Raw genomic sequence first — 15,827 nt, 5'->3', positions numbered from 1 at the left:
TTTTTTTTATCTGGTCAATTTTTTATCTGCGATCTAATAGATGTGACCTTGGTAGTTGCCGCATAACGATAATCGGTCTATGCTATGGCTCCAGTTGACCTTTTATTACCAAACTGAAAGTGAAATACCAATAATTACGCCATTATTAATAAATTGTCGGTGTTTATTGGTATTGATTTTCTATTTTAATATTTAACTTACATATATTGAGGGAATTATGGCTAACATTATTAACGTCATTGGTCGTGAAATCATGGATTCACGCGGTAACCCAACGGTAGAAGCTGAGGTTCACCTTGCTGACGGTTCTATCGGTATGGCTGCAGCACCATCAGGTGCATCAACAGGTTCTCGTGAAGCACTTGAATTACGTGATGGCGACAAAGCACGTTACTTAGGTAAAGGTGTTCTTAAAGCTGTTGAAGCTGTCAATGGCCCAATCGCTGAAGCGTTAAAGGGTAAAGATGCACTAGCACAAGCTGAGCTTGATCAAATCATGATCGACTTAGATGGCACAGAAAACAAAGCTAAGTTTGGCGCAAACGCTATCCTAGCGGTTTCTCTTGCTGCTGCTAAAGCGGCTGCTATTTCTAAGAAAGTACCTTTATACGCTCACATTGCTGATCTAAACGGTACTTCTGGTGTTTACTCTATGCCTCTTCCAATGATGAACATCATCAATGGTGGTGAGCACGCTGATAACTCAGTAGACATTCAAGAATTTATGATCCAGCCTGTTGGCGCAGCTAACTTCCGTGAAGGCCTACGTATGGGCGCTGAAGTATTCCATAGCCTTGCTAAAGTTCTTAAAGCAGGTGGCCACTCGACTGCTGTGGGTGATGAAGGTGGTTTCGCGCCAAACCTTGAGTCTAACGAAGCTGCACTTGCTGCAATCAAAGTGGCTGTTGCAAACGCAGGTTACGAGCTAGGTAAAGACATTACCTTAGCGATGGATTGTGCTGCATCTGAGTTCTTTGATAAAGAAGCCAACATCTACGACCTTAAAGGTGAAGGCAAGAAATTCACCTCTGAAGAGTTTAACTACTTCCTTAAAGATTTGACTGAACAGTACCCAATCGTATCTATCGAAGACGGTCTTGACGAGTCTGACTGGGATGGTTTCGCACACCAAACTAAGCTTCTAGGTGATAAAATTCAATTAGTAGGTGACGATTTATTCGTAACTAACACTAAGATCCTTAAGCGTGGTATCGACAACGGTATTGCTAACTCAATCCTAATCAAATTTAACCAAATTGGTTCGTTAACTGAAACGTTAGCAGCAATCAAAATGGCTAAAGATGCGGGTTTCACCGTGGTTATCTCTCACCGCTCAGGTGAAACTGAAGATGCAACTATTGCAGATCTTGCTGTAGGTACTGCAGCAGGGCAAATCAAAACCGGTTCATTAAGCCGCTCTGATCGCGTTGCTAAGTACAACCAACTGCTACGTATCGAAGAAGCATTAGGCTCAAAAGCACCGTATAACGGTCTTAAAGAAGTCAAAGGCCAAGGTTAATTTTCCTTGAGCTAAAAAAAGGCCACCACTAGGTGGCCTTTTTTGTTGTACTATAGTGGGATTAATCATTAATTTCGCCACATTAGCCCTATGAAAAGCCTATTACTATTACTTTTGATCTTAGTCGGTTTATTACAGTATCGATTATGGCTGGGCGAAAATAATTTAACCCAATATATGAATCTGAAAAAACAGATTGCCAGCCAACAAGCCAGTAACGATAAACTCATCGCTAGAAATCAAATTTTAAAAGCGGAAATCATCGATTTAAAACGCGGCACTGAAGCGATCGAAGAACGTGCTCGAAATGAGTTAGGTATGGTAAAAGAAGGTGAAACTTTTTATCGCGTCGTTGGCAACAACCCTCGAAACAATGCTACTTTTGGTCAATAACATCCTATGAACGTTGAGAATCAATCTGTTATCGCGATTGTCCCTGCTGCCGGTATTGGTGCAAGGATGGGGGCGACTATTCCCAAACAATATTTAGCTTTAGGTGAGCAAAGTATCTTAGCCCACACCTTAGATAGCTTGATTACGCATAAAAAAATCAAGCAAGTTATCGTAGCGCTGCACCCTGAAGACAGCTTTTTTGCGACTTTATCTCAAGCAAACCACCCTAAAGTGAACACGGTTATAGGCGGTCAAGAACGTGCAGATTCTGTATTGCGTGCTTTAGTGTCGATTGACAATGAAACCACGGAGTCTAATTGGGCATTAGTCCACGATGCCGCGAGACCTTGCTTAACTCACAGTGATATCGATAAATTACTTAATGCTAGAGTTGACTGTCCACAAGGGGCGATTTTAGCCATGCCGGTTAGAGACACCATGAAGCGCAGTGCTAACTCAACTAATCTAATTAGTGAAACAGTATCACGTGACCATCTTTGGCATGCATTAACGCCGCAACTATTTCCCTGCAAAAGCTTGCAGCAACATTTAAGTGATGCACTTAAACAAGGCGTGCAAATTACCGATGAAGCCAGCGCCATGGAGTGGGCTGGTGTTAACCCAGGTTTAGTAACAGGCCGCGCAGACAATATTAAAGTCACTCACCCTGATGACTTGCAGTTAGCAGCGCTGTTTTTATCTCACATAAATTCTCAAAAATAACGGTTATTATTATGCTGAATATACGCATTGGTCATGGTTTTGATGTACATAAATTTGGTGGCGATAAACCGCTGATCCTTGGTGGTGTTACTGTGCCATACGAAACAGGTTTAATTGCTCACTCTGATGGTGATGTGGTGTTGCATGCAGTAAGTGATGCCATTCTGGGTGCCATGGCATTAGGTGATATTGGTAAACATTTCCCTGATACCGATGCCGAGTTTGAAGGTGCCGATAGCAGGGTATTATTGCGCCATTGTTTTGCATTGGCGCAAGCTAAACAATTTTATATTGGTAACCTTGATGTCACTGTTATCGCACAAGCGCCAAAAATGTTGCCACACATTGACGCCATTAGACAATGTTTGGCTGAAGACCTATGTACCAATATCGATAATATTAATGTGAAAGCCACCACCACCGAAAAACTGGGCTTTACTGGCCGCAAAGAAGGCATAGCAGTTGAGTCGGTCGTGCTTATGGTGCGAGATTAACACAGATAATTGACGATATTTCGTCTATTAACGTCACGTAAGCTAATTGCACTCAAGAGCTGCAATTACATCATTAGCTCATTTGAGAAGAAACATGACTCCGTTATTTTATTTATTTGGCAAGCCTGATTGCACTGCTGATCTACGCACAGTAAACAGTGACTTTATCGTTAAAGAAATGCTGCCTTTTAGCCCAACTGGCGAAGGCGAGCATCATATGATCCATGTTCGTAAAGATGGCTTAAATACCACGCAAGTGGCAGAAATGTTAGCTAAGTTTGCCAAAGTGCATCAAAAAGAAGTGACATACGCAGGCCAAAAAGACAGAAATGCTGTAACAGAGCAATGGTTTGGGGTACGTATTCCAGGGAAAGAAACCCCTGATTGGCAATCACTGTCTGATGAGCACTTAACCATCTTATCAAGCCAACGCCACAGTAAAAAACTGCGTATTGGCGCACTGCTGGGTAATCGGTTTGAGCTGACTTTACGTAATGTATCCGATAAAGCCGCGCTTGAACAACGGATTCTAAAAGTGGCTGAAATGGGCGTGCCTAACTATTTTGGAGAGCAGCGTTTTGGCCATAAAGGTAAAAACTTAATTTTTGGTCAGCAAATGCTCGCGGGTAAAAAAGTTAAAGATAGAAAAAAACGCAGCATGTACTTATCTGCAGTGCGTTCTAATGCGTTTAATACTGCAGTGTCCTACCGTTTGAGTAAAAATGGTATTGCACCTATTAATGGTGATTGCGTCATGTTAGCGGGCAGTAAAAGTTTTTTTGTTGCGCAGTCATGGGATGAGGCCACAATGAAGCGTTTAGCTGACGATGACATTCAGTTATCAGCGCCATTGTGGGGCAGAGGTGAACTCCCTACTCAAGGGCTTGCATCAGTAGTTGAACAAGCAGCGTTAGCTGAGTTAAGCACCGATTTAACCGGGCTTGAGCAAGCGGGTTTAGAGCAAGAACGTCGACCATTATTATTAAAACCCCAAGCGCTAAAATACCGGTTTGAAAGTGATGATGTGTTAGTCATCGAGTTTATTTTACCAGCAGGTAGCTATGCGACTTCAGTATTGCGGGAGCTGCTGGATTATCAAGATGTTCAAGAAGTGCAGCGACAACAAATGGTGGCAATGCAGCAGCAAGAGCAAGCGCAGCAATTTGCCAACAGCGTTACAAATGACACCACTAAAAACACTCCAGAAGGTTAAGTGATGATTAACATATTAGTCAGCAATGATGATGGTGTAACAGCTCCAGGAATTAAAGCCCTAGCGGCAGAGTTAACTAAAATGGCTAATGTGTTAGTCGTTGCGCCTGATAGGAATTGCTCGGCAGCCAGTAATTCTTTAACCTTGACTAATCCATTAAGAATTAATAACTTAGATAATGGCGCTATTGCGGTCAATGGCACACCGTCAGATTGTGTTCATTTAGCCATTAGAGAATTATGTCCAGTAGAGCCTGATATTGTGGTGTCAGGCATTAATGCTGGGGCGAATATGGGTGATGATACCCTTTACTCAGGTACGGTCGCCGCCGCAATGGAAGGACGCTTTTTAGGCCTACCTGCAATAGCGGTATCATTAGTGGGCAAAGAATTACGTCATTACGATAGCGCAGCAATCTATGCCGCTAAAATAGTGCAAGGTTTACTTGAGCATCCTATTAATAACGATCAAATATTAAATGTAAATGTGCCCGATTTACCGCTTGAACAAATCAAAGGCATGAGAATTACTCGCTTAGGCTCAAGACATAAAGCTGAAGGCATGATCAAAGCTCAAGATCCTGCTGGAAGAGATATATACTGGCTTGGGCCTCCGGGCAAAGAACAAGATGCTAGCGCTGATACAGACTTTGGTACAGTTGAACAAGGTTATGTTTCAATTACTCCGCTAACGGTCGACTTAACTGCGTATGATCAGCTTGCTGACTTAGAAAACTGGATTAATAAACTATGAGCCAGGTAGCTTCAACTGTTGCCCTTAATTTAGCTAAAAAACTGCATGAAGCAGGGATCCGCAATCACACTGTGTTGCAGGCGGTGTCAAATACCCCAAGGGAGTTATTTCTCGATGGGGCATTAGCCCATAAAGCTTACGAGAATACCGCTTTACCAATTGGGCAAGGCCAAACTATCTCTCAGCCTTATATTGTCGCTAGAATGACGGAGTTATTACTACAGCATAACCCCGCCAGAGTACTTGAAATTGGAACTGGTTCAGGTTATCAAGCAGCGATTTTAGCGCAATTGGTACCACAGCTTTGTACTATTGAGCGGATCAAGGCGCTACAAATTCAAGCGAGACAACGTTTAAAGCGCTTAGATTTACATAATGTGTCTTTTAAATATGGTGACGGTTGGAAAGGTTGGACCAATAAAGGCCCATTTGATGCCATTATGGTAACAGCAGCTGCAGCATCGGTACCTGAAGCATTATTGGCGCAACTGGCTGAAGGCGGCGTGCTAGTGATCCCCGTTGGCGAAGACTCGCAGCAGTTATTAAAAATCACTCGTAAACAAAATGAGTTTCAATCACAAATTATCGAATCGGTTAAGTTTGTGCCGTTAATCAATGGCGACTTAGCTTAACAGTGACGCAAGGGCGATATTTCAAAAGTATGATGGAGACAAAGTTGAAGTGTCGTAATTGGCCTTGGATTACAATGTTATTGCTGTTTATTTCAGGCTGTAGCTTTCAAGCCCATACCCCTGCACCCGTTACGAGTATTTCGAGTAATACTGGTCAAAAATTTAATAAAGGCTCTATTACCTCTGGCAGTTATAAGGTAAAACGTGGTGATACTCTTTACTCAATTTCTTGGGGCGCAGGGCAAGATTTTAATAAAATCGCTCAATATAATGGCTTAAAAGCACCTTATACTATCTATCCAGGGCAAACATTAAAACTCACCAAGCCACAGCGCACTAAGCCTGCAGCCAAGCCTGCACCAAAACCGGTCGCTGTAGCGAACACCAACTCAAAGCCTGCTAATAAAACGGTTACAAAACAAACTTCAGCACAAAAAAAGCCTGTAACAACGACAAATCAAAATAGTACAAAAAAAGAGCTTGATCACAAAGCTAAGCCTGCGTATTCTGTAAAAACTACCCAAGAGAAAACGGTTCAAATAGCGGAAAAATCTGTTTCAACCTTGCCAGATAAAGTGAGTCAGTGGAACTGGCCAACAAAAGGTAAGATTGTAGGTTATTTCTCTAGCACTCAGCAGGGCAATCAAGGCATAAAAATCGCTGGTTCCAGAGGCGACATTATCAAGGCTGCAGCTGATGGAAGAGTTGTTTATGCAGGTAATGCACTTCGGGGCTATGGCAATTTGGTCATTATTAAACACAATGATGACTTTTTAAGTGCTTATGCTCATGCAGATGCAATATTGGTCAAAGAAAAGCAATATGTAAATGCTGGACAGACCGTTGCGAAAATGGGTAGCACAGGGACAAACCAGGTGATGTTACATTTTGAAATTCGTCTCCATGGTAAGTCAGTAAACCCACTAAATTATTTACCTAAACGCTAATTGTTTAATTCACATTCTAACGGAGGATACTCGCACGAAAACAACTTAATTTTTATCAGGTTTGGGAGAGCACCATATGAGCCAGAAACAAAATGCTGCAGTAGCAGAAGAGCTTATGGATTTATCTAAACAACCACAAGAGATTGCGCTGAAGGAGGCAAAAAATGCCAAACCAGGACAGCAATCCGACATTGACCAACAAGTTCAAGATGATCTTCAAAAGAATCTTGACGCCACTCAACTATATCTAGGTGAGATCGGTTTTTCCCCTTTGCTTAGTGCAGAAGAAGAAGTCTTCTTTTCACGTAAAGCACTCAAAGGCTGCGAGAAGTCTCGTAACCGCATGATAGAAAGTAATCTAAGATTGGTTGTAAAAATTGCCAGAAGGTATAACAACCGAGGATTAGCATTACTGGATCTTATCGAAGAAGGAAACTTAGGACTTATTCGCGCAGTCGAAAAGTTTGATCCGGAAAGAGGTTTTCGTTTTTCCACTTACGCGACTTGGTGGATTAGACAAACCATCGAAAGAGCGATCATGAATCAAACTCGGACCATTCGTTTACCTATTCATGTAGTTAAAGAGCTAAATGTATACTTGCGAACGGCAAGACAGCTTGCGCAAAAACTTGATCATGAGCCAACGGCAGAAGAAATCGCAGACAAATTAGATGTCTCTACTAGCGATGTCAGTCGAATGCTTAAACTAAACGAAAAAATCACCTCTGTAGATACCCCACTAGGCGGGGATAACGATAAAGCTTTGTTAGATGTTATTGCAGATGATGATTCAGTTGGACCAGATTATAAAGTACAGGATGAAGACTTATCCAATTCAATTGTTGGTTGGTTAAATGAGCTAAATACGAAACAAAGAGAAGTATTAGCACGGCGTTTTGGTTTATTAGGTTATGAACCATCAACGTTAGAAAACGTAGGGGCTGAAATTGGATTAACACGGGAACGTGTGCGTCAAATTCAAGTCGAAGCGTTAAAGCGTTTGAAAGATGTATTAGGGGCACAAGGCCTATCAGTAGAAGCGTTATTTAGAAATTAACGCCAACCTTTTAAGCGATTAATTTACGCTTAGGGTTATTTATCTTTGAGGACACAGGTTGTCCTTTTTTGTTGGCTTTTTTTTACTCATTTTTATAGAGCCTGAGCATTATAATCGTTAATGAAGCTAGGTTTTAAGTGTTAGTTATGCGCGTTTAATCCTTGTAATTGTAATTGTAATTGTAATTGTAATTTTAATTGTAATTGTAATGAATGAGCCGTTTTAAACAGCCCATTCAGATTTTATACTGAGCACAATTGCGCTCAGCACTTACAAGTTTGATAGCCTTTTAAGTTCATAAAGCATATCAAGTGCTTGTTTAGGGCTGTAATCATCAGGATTGATTTGACTGAGTTTTTCAGTTGCAGCATTCGCTTCAGCTTCAGGCATAGATAAATTTAATGCTTCTTGAATTGGCATTTGCTGGCTATTGGCCAAATCTCTACTTTCTAGCATATGCAGCTTTTGTTTAGCGGCTTTGATCACATGGGCTGGAACACCCGCTAAAGACGCCACCTGTAAACCATAGCTTTTACTTGCCGCGCCATCTTGCACTGCATGCATAAAGGCAATAGTGTCACCATGTTCGATGGCATCTAAATGCACATTCGCAGCTGATGGGATCTGTTCCGGCAATTGAGTCAACTCAAAGTAATGGGTGGCAAATAGCGTTAATGCCGCCACTTTTTCAGCTAAGTATTCTGCCGCGGACCAGGCCAAAGATAAACCATCATAGGTTGAGGTGCCGCGGCCAATTTCATCCATCAACACTAAGCTTTTGGCCGTTGCGTTATGTAAAATATTGGCGGTTTCGGTCATTTCTACCATAAAGGTTGAGCGCCCTGATGCTAAATCATCGGAAGCACCAATACGGGTAAATATTCGATCTATTGGGCCTATCACTGCTTTTTGTGCCGGAACAAAACTGCCGATATGTGCCATCAGGGTGATTAATGCCACTTGGCGCATATAAGTCGATTTACCGCCCATATTAGGACCTGTAACCACTAGCATTCTTCTTGAAGGTGCTAATTGCACGGGGTTAGCAATGAAGGGACTTTGGCTGACTAGCTCCACTACCGGATGGCGACCGGCTTCAATATGAATACCAATATCGTGAGTAATTTGCGGGCAGTTATAGCCAAGGGTTTCAGCTCGTTCAGCGAAATTACTTAATACATCCAACTCTGATGCGGACTGAGCAAATAGCTGCAACTCATGTAGTTTTGGCAGCAATAAATCAAACAGCTCTTCCCATAGTTTTTTCTCAATCGCCAACGCCTTGCCCTGACTTGAAAGTACTTTTTCTTCGTACTCTTTAAGTTCTGGGGTGATATAACGTTCAGTATTTTTTAAGGTTTGACGGCGTTGATAGCTGAGCGGCACTTGATCAGATTGCAGGCGGCTGACTTCAATATAATAACCGTGCACTCGGTTATAGCCGACTTTAAGGGTATTAATGCCAGTTTGCTCTTTTTCTCGCAGCTCCATTTGCACTAAATAGTCATTAGCGCCTTCACTTAAACCCCGCCACTCATCAAGCTCGGCGTTATAGCCAGTTTTAATAACTCCACCATCACGAATTAGCATGGGTGGGTTATCAACAATCGCTGAGGCTAAAAGCTGTTGCTGCTCAGGGAACTCTCCCAGTTTTCGCGTTAGGGTCTGCAGTTCATCTTGCTGACAATGGCTTAAGGTTTGCTGGATTTCAGGCAGTAATTCTAATGCTTGGCGTAAACGGGCAAAATCCCGTGGGCGTGCACTTCTTATGGCAAGTCTGGCCATAATGCGCTCGATATCACCTAAAGCTTTCAGTTGTTGGTGTAAGTCGGCATACAAACCGCTATCAATTAGCTCGGCAACCGCTTGCTGGCGCTGATGAATATGCTGTTGGTTTCTTAATGGCTGATGGATCCAGCGTTGCAGCATTCTACTGCCCATTGGGGTTGCCGTTTTATCTAACACCCATGCCAGAGTATTGTCACGATTTCCTGATAGGTTTAGCGTCAGCTCAAGGTTACGTCTGGTAGCAGCATCTAAAATGATGGTATCAGCTTGATTGAAAAGGGTAATGCTATTGATGTGCGGTAACGCTGTCTTTTGGGTGTCTTTGACATATTGCATTAAGCAGCCAGCAGCTTGCAGTGATAAGCGTGCATCTGTAATGCCAAAGCCATGTAAATCTTTAGTGCCAAATTGCTCCAGCAATAGCTGTATGCTGGTATCGTAATCAAATTCCCATTCTGGGCGGCGACGAATACCTTTAATGTTTTCAATTAAATGCACATCCAATAAGTCTTCGCTGTAAAGTAGCTCTGCGGGGCTGGTACGTTGTAATTCAGCTTCTAATGTCTCAGCGTTTTCTAATTCGACGACCACAAAGCGCCCTGATGACACATCTAAAGTCGAGTAGCCGAAACCATTTTTACCTTGATAAACCGCAGCTAATAGATTGTCTTGACGCTCTTGCAGTAAGGCTTCATCAGTTAAGGTGCCTGGGGTTACAATACGGACAACTTTACGCTCAACCGGGCCTTTACTTGTCGCAGGATCGCCAATTTGTTCACAAATAGCTGCCGATTGACCAATTTGGACTAATTTAGCTAAATAGCCTTCAACAGAGTGGTAGGGAATACCTGCCATAGGGATGGCATTACCACCACTTTTGCCTCTAGCGGTCAACGAAATTCCTAAAAATTCAGAAGCAAGTTTGGCATCTTCATAAAATAATTCATAAAAATCTCCCATACGATAAAACAACAACATATCGGGATGCTGCGCTTTAAGCGTCAAATATTGGCGCATCATCGGAGTGTGCTTTTCTAAATTTGGATTTTCAATTGCTGTCATTAATTTGTTGCTCTAAATATGGCTTGGGGATCGGAAAAAAGACCAATACTAATCGGCGCTCATCTTAGCAATAATTGATTTGAATCCCAATAGAGTTACTAATTTAGCGCGGATTTGAACTGCTATTATCGAGTTGGAAGAGTATAACTATTGGCTTATTTGTCAGATGGTTAACATATTAAAACCACTGTATACAGTAGTCTTTATATACAGTGGTGTAGAAGTTGTTATTATATTTTTTACTATAAAGTATTGATATTAAACTTAAAAAATCTTAGTTGTTAGTGGTTTTGTAATTTTTTTTTGAGTAACTATTGATACTGTATGATTATACAGTATACTGAGCTCATATTAAGAAACAGACAAATTTATTCGTTATCAATCTCGCCAATGAGATGAGTTCGCTTAGAGGGATAATCACAATGAAAGCAGATCCAAATAAAGAGAAAGCACTGAATGCCGTGTTAGGTCAAATTGAGAAGCAATTTGGTAAAGGTTCAATCATGAAGTTGGGCGCAGACCGCACAATGGATGTTGAAACCATTTCTACTGGCTCACTTTCATTGGATGTTGCCTTAGGTGCGGGTGGATTACCTATGGGTCGTATCGTAGAAATCTACGGTCCTGAGTCATCAGGTAAAACAACCTTAACCCTAGAAGTGATTGCAGCAGCGCAGCGCCAAGGTAAAACCTGTGCGTTTATCGATGCTGAGCATGCTCTTGACCCTATCTATGCTAAAAACCTTGGTGTTGATATTGATAACCTACTTTGTTCACAACCAGATACGGGTGAACAAGCACTAGAGATTTGTGATGCCTTAACGCGCTCTGGCGCAGTTGATGTGATTATTGTCGATTCAGTGGCCGCATTAACGCCAAAAGCTGAAATTGAAGGCGAAATTGGTGACTCACACATGGGCCTTGCCGCTCGGATGATGAGCCAAGCAATGCGTAAACTTGCAGGTAACCTTAAGCAATCAAACACGCTATTGATTTTCATTAACCAAATTCGTATGAAAATTGGTGTGATGTTCGGTAACCCAGAAACTACAACAGGTGGTAACGCACTTAAGTTTTACGCCTCAGTTCGTTTGGATATTCGCCGTACAGGTGCAATCAAAGATGGCGATCAAGTGGTTGGTAACGAAACCCGAGTTAAAGTGGTTAAAAACAAAATTGCAGCGCCATTTAGACAAGCTGAATTCCAAATCTTGTACGGTAAGGGTATTAACCGTACTGGTGAGCTAGTTGATTTAGGTGTGGCACATAAGCTTGTTGAAAAAGCAGGTGCTTGGTATAGCTACAAAGGTGGTAAAATTGGTCAAGGCCGTGCAAATGCCGGTAAGTACCTAATTGAAAACCCTGCAGCGGCTGAAGAGATCGAAACTGCATTACGTGAGTTATTGCTTAGTAAAGATAAAGAAAAAGATGCAGCGCCAGCTAAACCCGATGAAAACATCGATTTAGAAACCGGTGAAGTATTTTAAGCCTTTGCTAGTTATAGCTAGTTAGAATTATTAAATCGCGGTGAGCTATATGCTCGCCGCTTTTTTTTATCCAATTTGATCAGTATGTCACTCAAATCTGTCAGAGGCTATATTTTGCTGTTGCGCTAATTGCAGCTTAACAGCGCCTTTCAATTAGCTTGATAGCAACTCTTGTTAGCCGTTTTGTCAGCTGTTTTTGTTGCGGTAATTTTTTGATTACCCATAAATATGGCGATATTGCACAATCAATCAAATATTCGATGATCAAAATCGTTAAATTCCAGCCTAAAATAGCCAATCTATTGCCCTAGAATGTCGCACCTATAGTTTGTTTAAGTATATAATGTTGGCAATTTAGCGCTGACTAACAGCTTCCTGATAAATACGATTTATCCATTTTAGGGCGATTTCATGTTTCAAACTACCGCAGAACTAAGAAGTGCTTTCCTAGAGTTTTTTCGTCACAACGAACATCAAGTTGTCGATAGTAGCTCTTTAGTACCTCACAATGACCCAACTTTACTATTCACCAATGCCGGTATGAATCAGTTTAAAGACTGTTTTTTAGGTCAAGAAAAGCGCAGCTATACCCGAGCGACAACATCGCAACGCTGTGTACGTGCTGGTGGTAAACATAACGACCTTGATAATGTAGGTTACACCGCTCGTCACCATACTTTCTTTGAAATGTTAGGTAACTTCAGCTTTGGTGATTACTTCAAAGAAGAAGCCATTAGCTATGCATGGCGCTTTTTAACAGAAACATTAAAGCTTCCCACTGAGCGTTTATGCGTCACCATCTATGAAACTGATGATGAAGCGTTTGATATCTGGACCAAAAAAATTGGTGTCGCCCCTGAAAATATTATCCGCATTGGTGATAATAAAGGTGCGCCTTATGCGTCTGATAACTTCTGGCAAATGGGTGATACAGGTCCTTGTGGCCCATGTTCTGAAATCTTTTATGATCATGGCGAACATATCTGGGGCGGCCGCCCTGGTACTCCAGAAGAAGATGGCGATCGTTTCATTGAAATCTGGAATATCGTATTCATGCAATACAACCGTCAAGCTGACGGCGAAATGAAACCATTACCAAAACCTTCTGTTGATACTGGTATGGGGATTGAGCGTATTGCTGCGATTATGCAAGGCGTACATTCAAACTATGAAATCGATATTTTCAAACAGCTTATTGCTAAAACAGCTGAAATCATTGGTGTCCAAGATTTAGAAAATAAATCTTTACGGGTTATTGCCGATCACATTCGCTCTTGTGCATTTTTAATTGCTGACGGTGTAATGCCGTCAAATGAAGGTCGCGGCTATGTACTACGCCGTATTATTCGCCGCGCAGTGCGTCATGGTAACAAGCTTGGCGCGACAGATACCTTCTTCTACAAATTAGTGCCAACATTAATTGAAGTGATGGGCGATGCAGCTAAAGGCCTTGTTGATGCGAAAGCGATTGTTGAAAAGTCTTTAAAAGCCGAAGAAGAGCAGTTTGCTAGAACGCTAGAGCGTGGCCTAGGTATTTTAGATACAGCGCTTAATGCACTTGAATCTGATATTTTAGACGGTGAAACAGCATTTAAACTTTATGACACCTATGGCTTCCCTGTCGACTTAACCGCGGATGTATGTCGTGAGCGTGATATCACTGTTGATGAAGCTGGCTTTGAAGCGGCAATGGCTGAGCAGCGTAGCCGAGCTCAAGCGGCAGGCAATTTTGGTACTGACTATAATGCAGGCCTTAAAATTGAAGGTGAAACCGAGTTTTGCGGTTATAGCGAGCTAAATGGTCAAGGCAAAGTAACAGCTATATATGTAGAAGGTAATGCGGTTGATTCATTAGCGGCAGATCAAGAAGCGGTCATTGTATTAGATAATACGCCGTTTTACGCTGAGTCTGGCGGTCAAGTTGGCGATAAAGGTCATTTAACCATTAATGATACTAACTTTGCTGTAACCGATACTCAAATTTTTGGTCAAGCTTTCGGTCATCAAGGCAAGTTAGTTGCTGGTGTTTTAAATGTTGGTGATAGCGTTAGCGCTGAAGTGGATAAAAAACTTCGTCACCGCACTCAGCTTAACCACTCAGTGACCCATTTATTACATGCAGCACTGCGCAATGTGCTGGGTAGCCATGTAAATCAAAAAGGGTCATTAGTTAACCCTGAGCGTTTACGTTTTGACTTTGCTCACTTTGAAGCGGTTACCGCTGCTGAACTCAAGCAAGTTGAAGACATGGTTAATACTCAAATTCGTCGTAACCATGAATTAAAAACTGCGGTTATGGGGATTGATGAAGCCAAAGAGCAGGGCGCAATGGCGTTGTTTGGCGAGAAATATGACAGCGAAGTGCGTGTGGTTACCATGGGTGACTTCTCTATCGAACTTTGTGGTGGTACCCATGTTGACCGTACTGGTGATATTGGTTTATTCAAAATCACTTCTGAAGGTGGTATCGCTGCCGGTATTCGCCGTATTGAAGCGGTAACTGGCGCAGCAGCAATGGCATATGTTGCTGAGCAGCAATCTCAACTTGAACAAGCAGCAAGTCTGCTTAAGTCAGATTCAGCCTCTGTTGTAGCAAAACTAAAAGCACAGCTTGATAAAGTAAAATCCCTTGAGAAAGAAATGTCGCAGCTAAAAGATAAGTTAGCTGCAGCAGCCAGTGCCGATATTGCTGGCGAAGCTGTTGAGATGAACGGCATCAAGGTATTAGTTAAAAAGCTTGAAGGTGTGGACCCTAAATCTTTACGAGGCTTGCAAGATGAGCTGAAGCAAAAGCTACCGTCATCAATTATCGTGCTCGGTATTGCTGGTGACGCAAAGGTTAACTTGATTGCCGGTGTGAGCAAAGATCTTGTCGGTAAGGTTAAGGCTGGCGAGCTTGTGGCAATGGTAGCACAGCAGGTTGGCGGTAAAGGTGGTGGACGCCCTGATATGGCCCAAGCTGGCGGAACACAACCAGAGAATTTAGATGCAGCATTAGCCTTAGTTCAACCTTGGTTGAGCGAACGTTTAGGCTAACTGACAACTTAAGCCATAAGGTGTTTACGACATTTTATGGCTTGAGTATTAGCTTGAGCTTTGAGATAGTGGTTTGGCAAGCTTATAAAGCATTCTTAGGTATCATTTTTTACGCTTTTTTGACTCAAGGTACTATAATTCTAAATTGAAGCAACTTTTATGCTTTTTTTGTACGCATAAGCAGCAATTTATTAAATTATCTGTTTTGCTTTTGTCTAAAAAATGGTCTCTAAATGTTATCAACTTGAAACGATCAGGCCACAGAAATACGTTTTTTCTTTTTTTTGGGGTAAAAAGCTTAAAAGTTTTATTGATTTAGTGTTGTCACTAATGATTTGTATTAAGCTAACTATATTAAACGCGCATATTACGGATAGAAGCTGGTGTATGCTGATTGGACTAAAGGAGCAATCGAATGCTGATTTTGACTCGCCGTGTTGGCGAAACATTAATGATAGGTGATGAAGTGACTGTTACTGTACTAGGTGTAAAAGGTAACCAAGTACGTATCGGTGTGAATGCACCTAAAGAAGTATCAGTTCATCGCGAAGAAATTTATCAACGTATCCAGTCTGAAAAATCTGGCAACGTTACACCAGAAGATGGTGGCAATTTCTGATATATCAGACATTGTTTGCGACTTACCAATAAAGCCAGCGAAAGCTGGCTTTATTGTTTTTAGACTATTTAAGATTGTTTGCTAAAAAAAATACAAATTTTTTG

13 protein-coding genes are annotated in these 15,827 nt (G+C 41.8%); 12 read left to right on the top strand and 1 reads right to left on the bottom strand.

Annotated features, from left to right (window positions below; all coding sequences use genetic code 11):
* The first annotated feature begins 217 nt into the window (after positions 1–217).
* The 9 genes from eno (at position 218) to rpoS (ending at position 7,731) form a co-directional block, all read left to right on the top strand.
* Positions 218–1,519, top strand: coding sequence for a phosphopyruvate hydratase (eno, locus tag BM739_RS17895; protein ID WP_076543007.1), 1,302 nt, complete (start codon positions 218–220; stop codon positions 1,517–1,519).
* Between the two features lie 90 nt (positions 1,520–1,609).
* Positions 1,610–1,912 carry a cell division protein FtsB gene (ftsB, locus tag BM739_RS17890; protein ID WP_076543006.1) on the top strand — a complete coding sequence of 101 codons (303 nt, stop codon included), beginning with the start codon at positions 1,610–1,612 and terminating at the stop codon, positions 1,910–1,912.
* Between the two features lie 6 nt (positions 1,913–1,918).
* Complete coding sequence (gene ispD / locus BM739_RS17885) at positions 1,919–2,635, top strand: 2-C-methyl-D-erythritol 4-phosphate cytidylyltransferase (protein WP_076543005.1); 717 nt, start codon at positions 1,919–1,921, stop codon at positions 2,633–2,635.
* Between the two features lie 14 nt (positions 2,636–2,649).
* Positions 2,650–3,129, top strand: coding sequence for a 2-C-methyl-D-erythritol 2,4-cyclodiphosphate synthase (ispF, locus tag BM739_RS17880; RefSeq protein ID WP_076543017.1), 480 nt, complete (start codon positions 2,650–2,652; stop codon positions 3,127–3,129).
* A gap of 94 nt (positions 3,130–3,223) precedes the next feature.
* Positions 3,224–4,342 carry a tRNA pseudouridine(13) synthase TruD gene (gene truD / locus BM739_RS17875; RefSeq protein WP_076543004.1) on the top strand — a complete coding sequence of 373 codons (1,119 nt, stop codon included), beginning with the start codon at positions 3,224–3,226 and terminating at the stop codon, positions 4,340–4,342.
* A 3-nt stretch (positions 4,343–4,345) separates the two neighbouring features.
* Positions 4,346–5,095 carry a 5'/3'-nucleotidase SurE gene (surE, locus tag BM739_RS17870; RefSeq protein ID WP_076543003.1) on the top strand — a complete coding sequence of 250 codons (750 nt, stop codon included), beginning with the start codon at positions 4,346–4,348 and terminating at the stop codon, positions 5,093–5,095.
* Entirely contained in the window at positions 5,092–5,727 is a 636-nt protein-coding gene (locus BM739_RS17865; protein ID WP_076543002.1) for a protein-L-isoaspartate(D-aspartate) O-methyltransferase, read from the top strand. Before surE ends, BM739_RS17865 begins: the two co-directional genes overlap by 4 nt.
* A 74-nt stretch (positions 5,728–5,801) precedes the next feature.
* Complete coding sequence (locus BM739_RS17860; RefSeq protein ID WP_076543001.1) at positions 5,802–6,674, top strand: peptidoglycan DD-metalloendopeptidase family protein; 873 nt, start codon at positions 5,802–5,804, stop codon at positions 6,672–6,674.
* Between the two features lie 76 nt (positions 6,675–6,750).
* A complete protein-coding gene (rpoS, locus tag BM739_RS17855) occupies positions 6,751–7,731 on the top strand; it encodes an RNA polymerase sigma factor RpoS (protein ID WP_076543000.1) in 981 nt (326 codons plus the stop codon).
* Positions 7,732–8,001: 270 nt separating this feature from the next.
* Here the strand turns inward: rpoS and mutS are convergent, their stop codons facing one another.
* Positions 8,002–10,581 (bottom strand): DNA mismatch repair protein MutS, encoded by a 2,580-nt coding sequence (gene mutS / locus BM739_RS17850; protein ID WP_076542999.1) that lies wholly within the window; start codon positions 10,579–10,581, stop codon positions 8,002–8,004.
* A 422-nt stretch (positions 10,582–11,003) separates the two neighbouring features.
* Here mutS and recA point away from each other — a divergent pair, with 422 nt between their 5' ends.
* The 3 genes from recA (at position 11,004) to csrA (ending at position 15,723) form a co-directional block, all read left to right on the top strand.
* Positions 11,004–12,068 (top strand): recombinase RecA, encoded by a 1,065-nt coding sequence (gene recA, locus BM739_RS17845; protein WP_076542998.1) that lies wholly within the window; start codon positions 11,004–11,006, stop codon positions 12,066–12,068.
* 411 nt (positions 12,069–12,479) lie between these two features.
* On the top strand, positions 12,480–15,104 hold the full coding sequence (gene alaS, locus BM739_RS17840; RefSeq protein ID WP_076542997.1) for an alanine--tRNA ligase: 2,625 nt from the start codon (positions 12,480–12,482) through the stop codon (positions 15,102–15,104).
* 415 nt (positions 15,105–15,519) lie between these two features.
* Positions 15,520–15,723, top strand: a complete 204-nt coding sequence (gene csrA, locus BM739_RS17835) for a carbon storage regulator CsrA (RefSeq protein ID WP_076542996.1) — start codon at positions 15,520–15,522, stop codon at positions 15,721–15,723.
* The last annotated feature ends 104 nt before the right edge of the window (positions 15,724–15,827 follow it).

This window comes from Shewanella sp. UCD-KL21 (assembly GCF_001957135.1).
Taxonomy (GTDB): Bacteria; Pseudomonadota; Gammaproteobacteria; order Enterobacterales; family Shewanellaceae; genus Shewanella.
Note: the sequence above shows the minus strand (reverse complement) of the source record. Positions and strands in the feature narration are given on the sequence as shown.

Excerpts from the sequence above, each read along its gene's own strand:
- BM739_RS17865 (WP_076543002.1), top strand. The coding sequence starts at position 5,092 with ATGAGCCAGGTAGCTTCAACTGTTGCCCTTAATTTAGCTAAAAAACTG.
- eno (WP_076543007.1), top strand. The coding sequence starts at position 218 with ATGGCTAACATTATTAACGTCATTGGTCGTGAAATCATGGATTCACGC.
- BM739_RS17860 (WP_076543001.1), top strand. The coding sequence starts at position 5,802 with ATGTTATTGCTGTTTATTTCAGGCTGTAGCTTTCAAGCCCATACCCCT.
- csrA (WP_076542996.1), top strand. The coding sequence starts at position 15,520 with ATGCTGATTTTGACTCGCCGTGTTGGCGAAACATTAATGATAGGTGAT.
- ftsB (WP_076543006.1), top strand. The coding sequence starts at position 1,610 with ATGAAAAGCCTATTACTATTACTTTTGATCTTAGTCGGTTTATTACAG.
- ispD (WP_076543005.1), top strand. The coding sequence starts at position 1,919 with ATGAACGTTGAGAATCAATCTGTTATCGCGATTGTCCCTGCTGCCGGT.
- truD (WP_076543004.1), top strand. The coding sequence starts at position 3,224 with ATGACTCCGTTATTTTATTTATTTGGCAAGCCTGATTGCACTGCTGAT.
- recA (WP_076542998.1), top strand. The coding sequence starts at position 11,004 with ATGAAAGCAGATCCAAATAAAGAGAAAGCACTGAATGCCGTGTTAGGT.
- alaS (WP_076542997.1), top strand. The coding sequence starts at position 12,480 with ATGTTTCAAACTACCGCAGAACTAAGAAGTGCTTTCCTAGAGTTTTTT.
- surE (WP_076543003.1), top strand. The coding sequence starts at position 4,346 with ATGATTAACATATTAGTCAGCAATGATGATGGTGTAACAGCTCCAGGA.
- rpoS (WP_076543000.1), top strand. The coding sequence starts at position 6,751 with ATGAGCCAGAAACAAAATGCTGCAGTAGCAGAAGAGCTTATGGATTTA.
- mutS (WP_076542999.1), bottom strand. The coding sequence starts at position 10,581 with ATGACAGCAATTGAAAATCCAAATTTAGAAAAGCACACTCCGATGATG.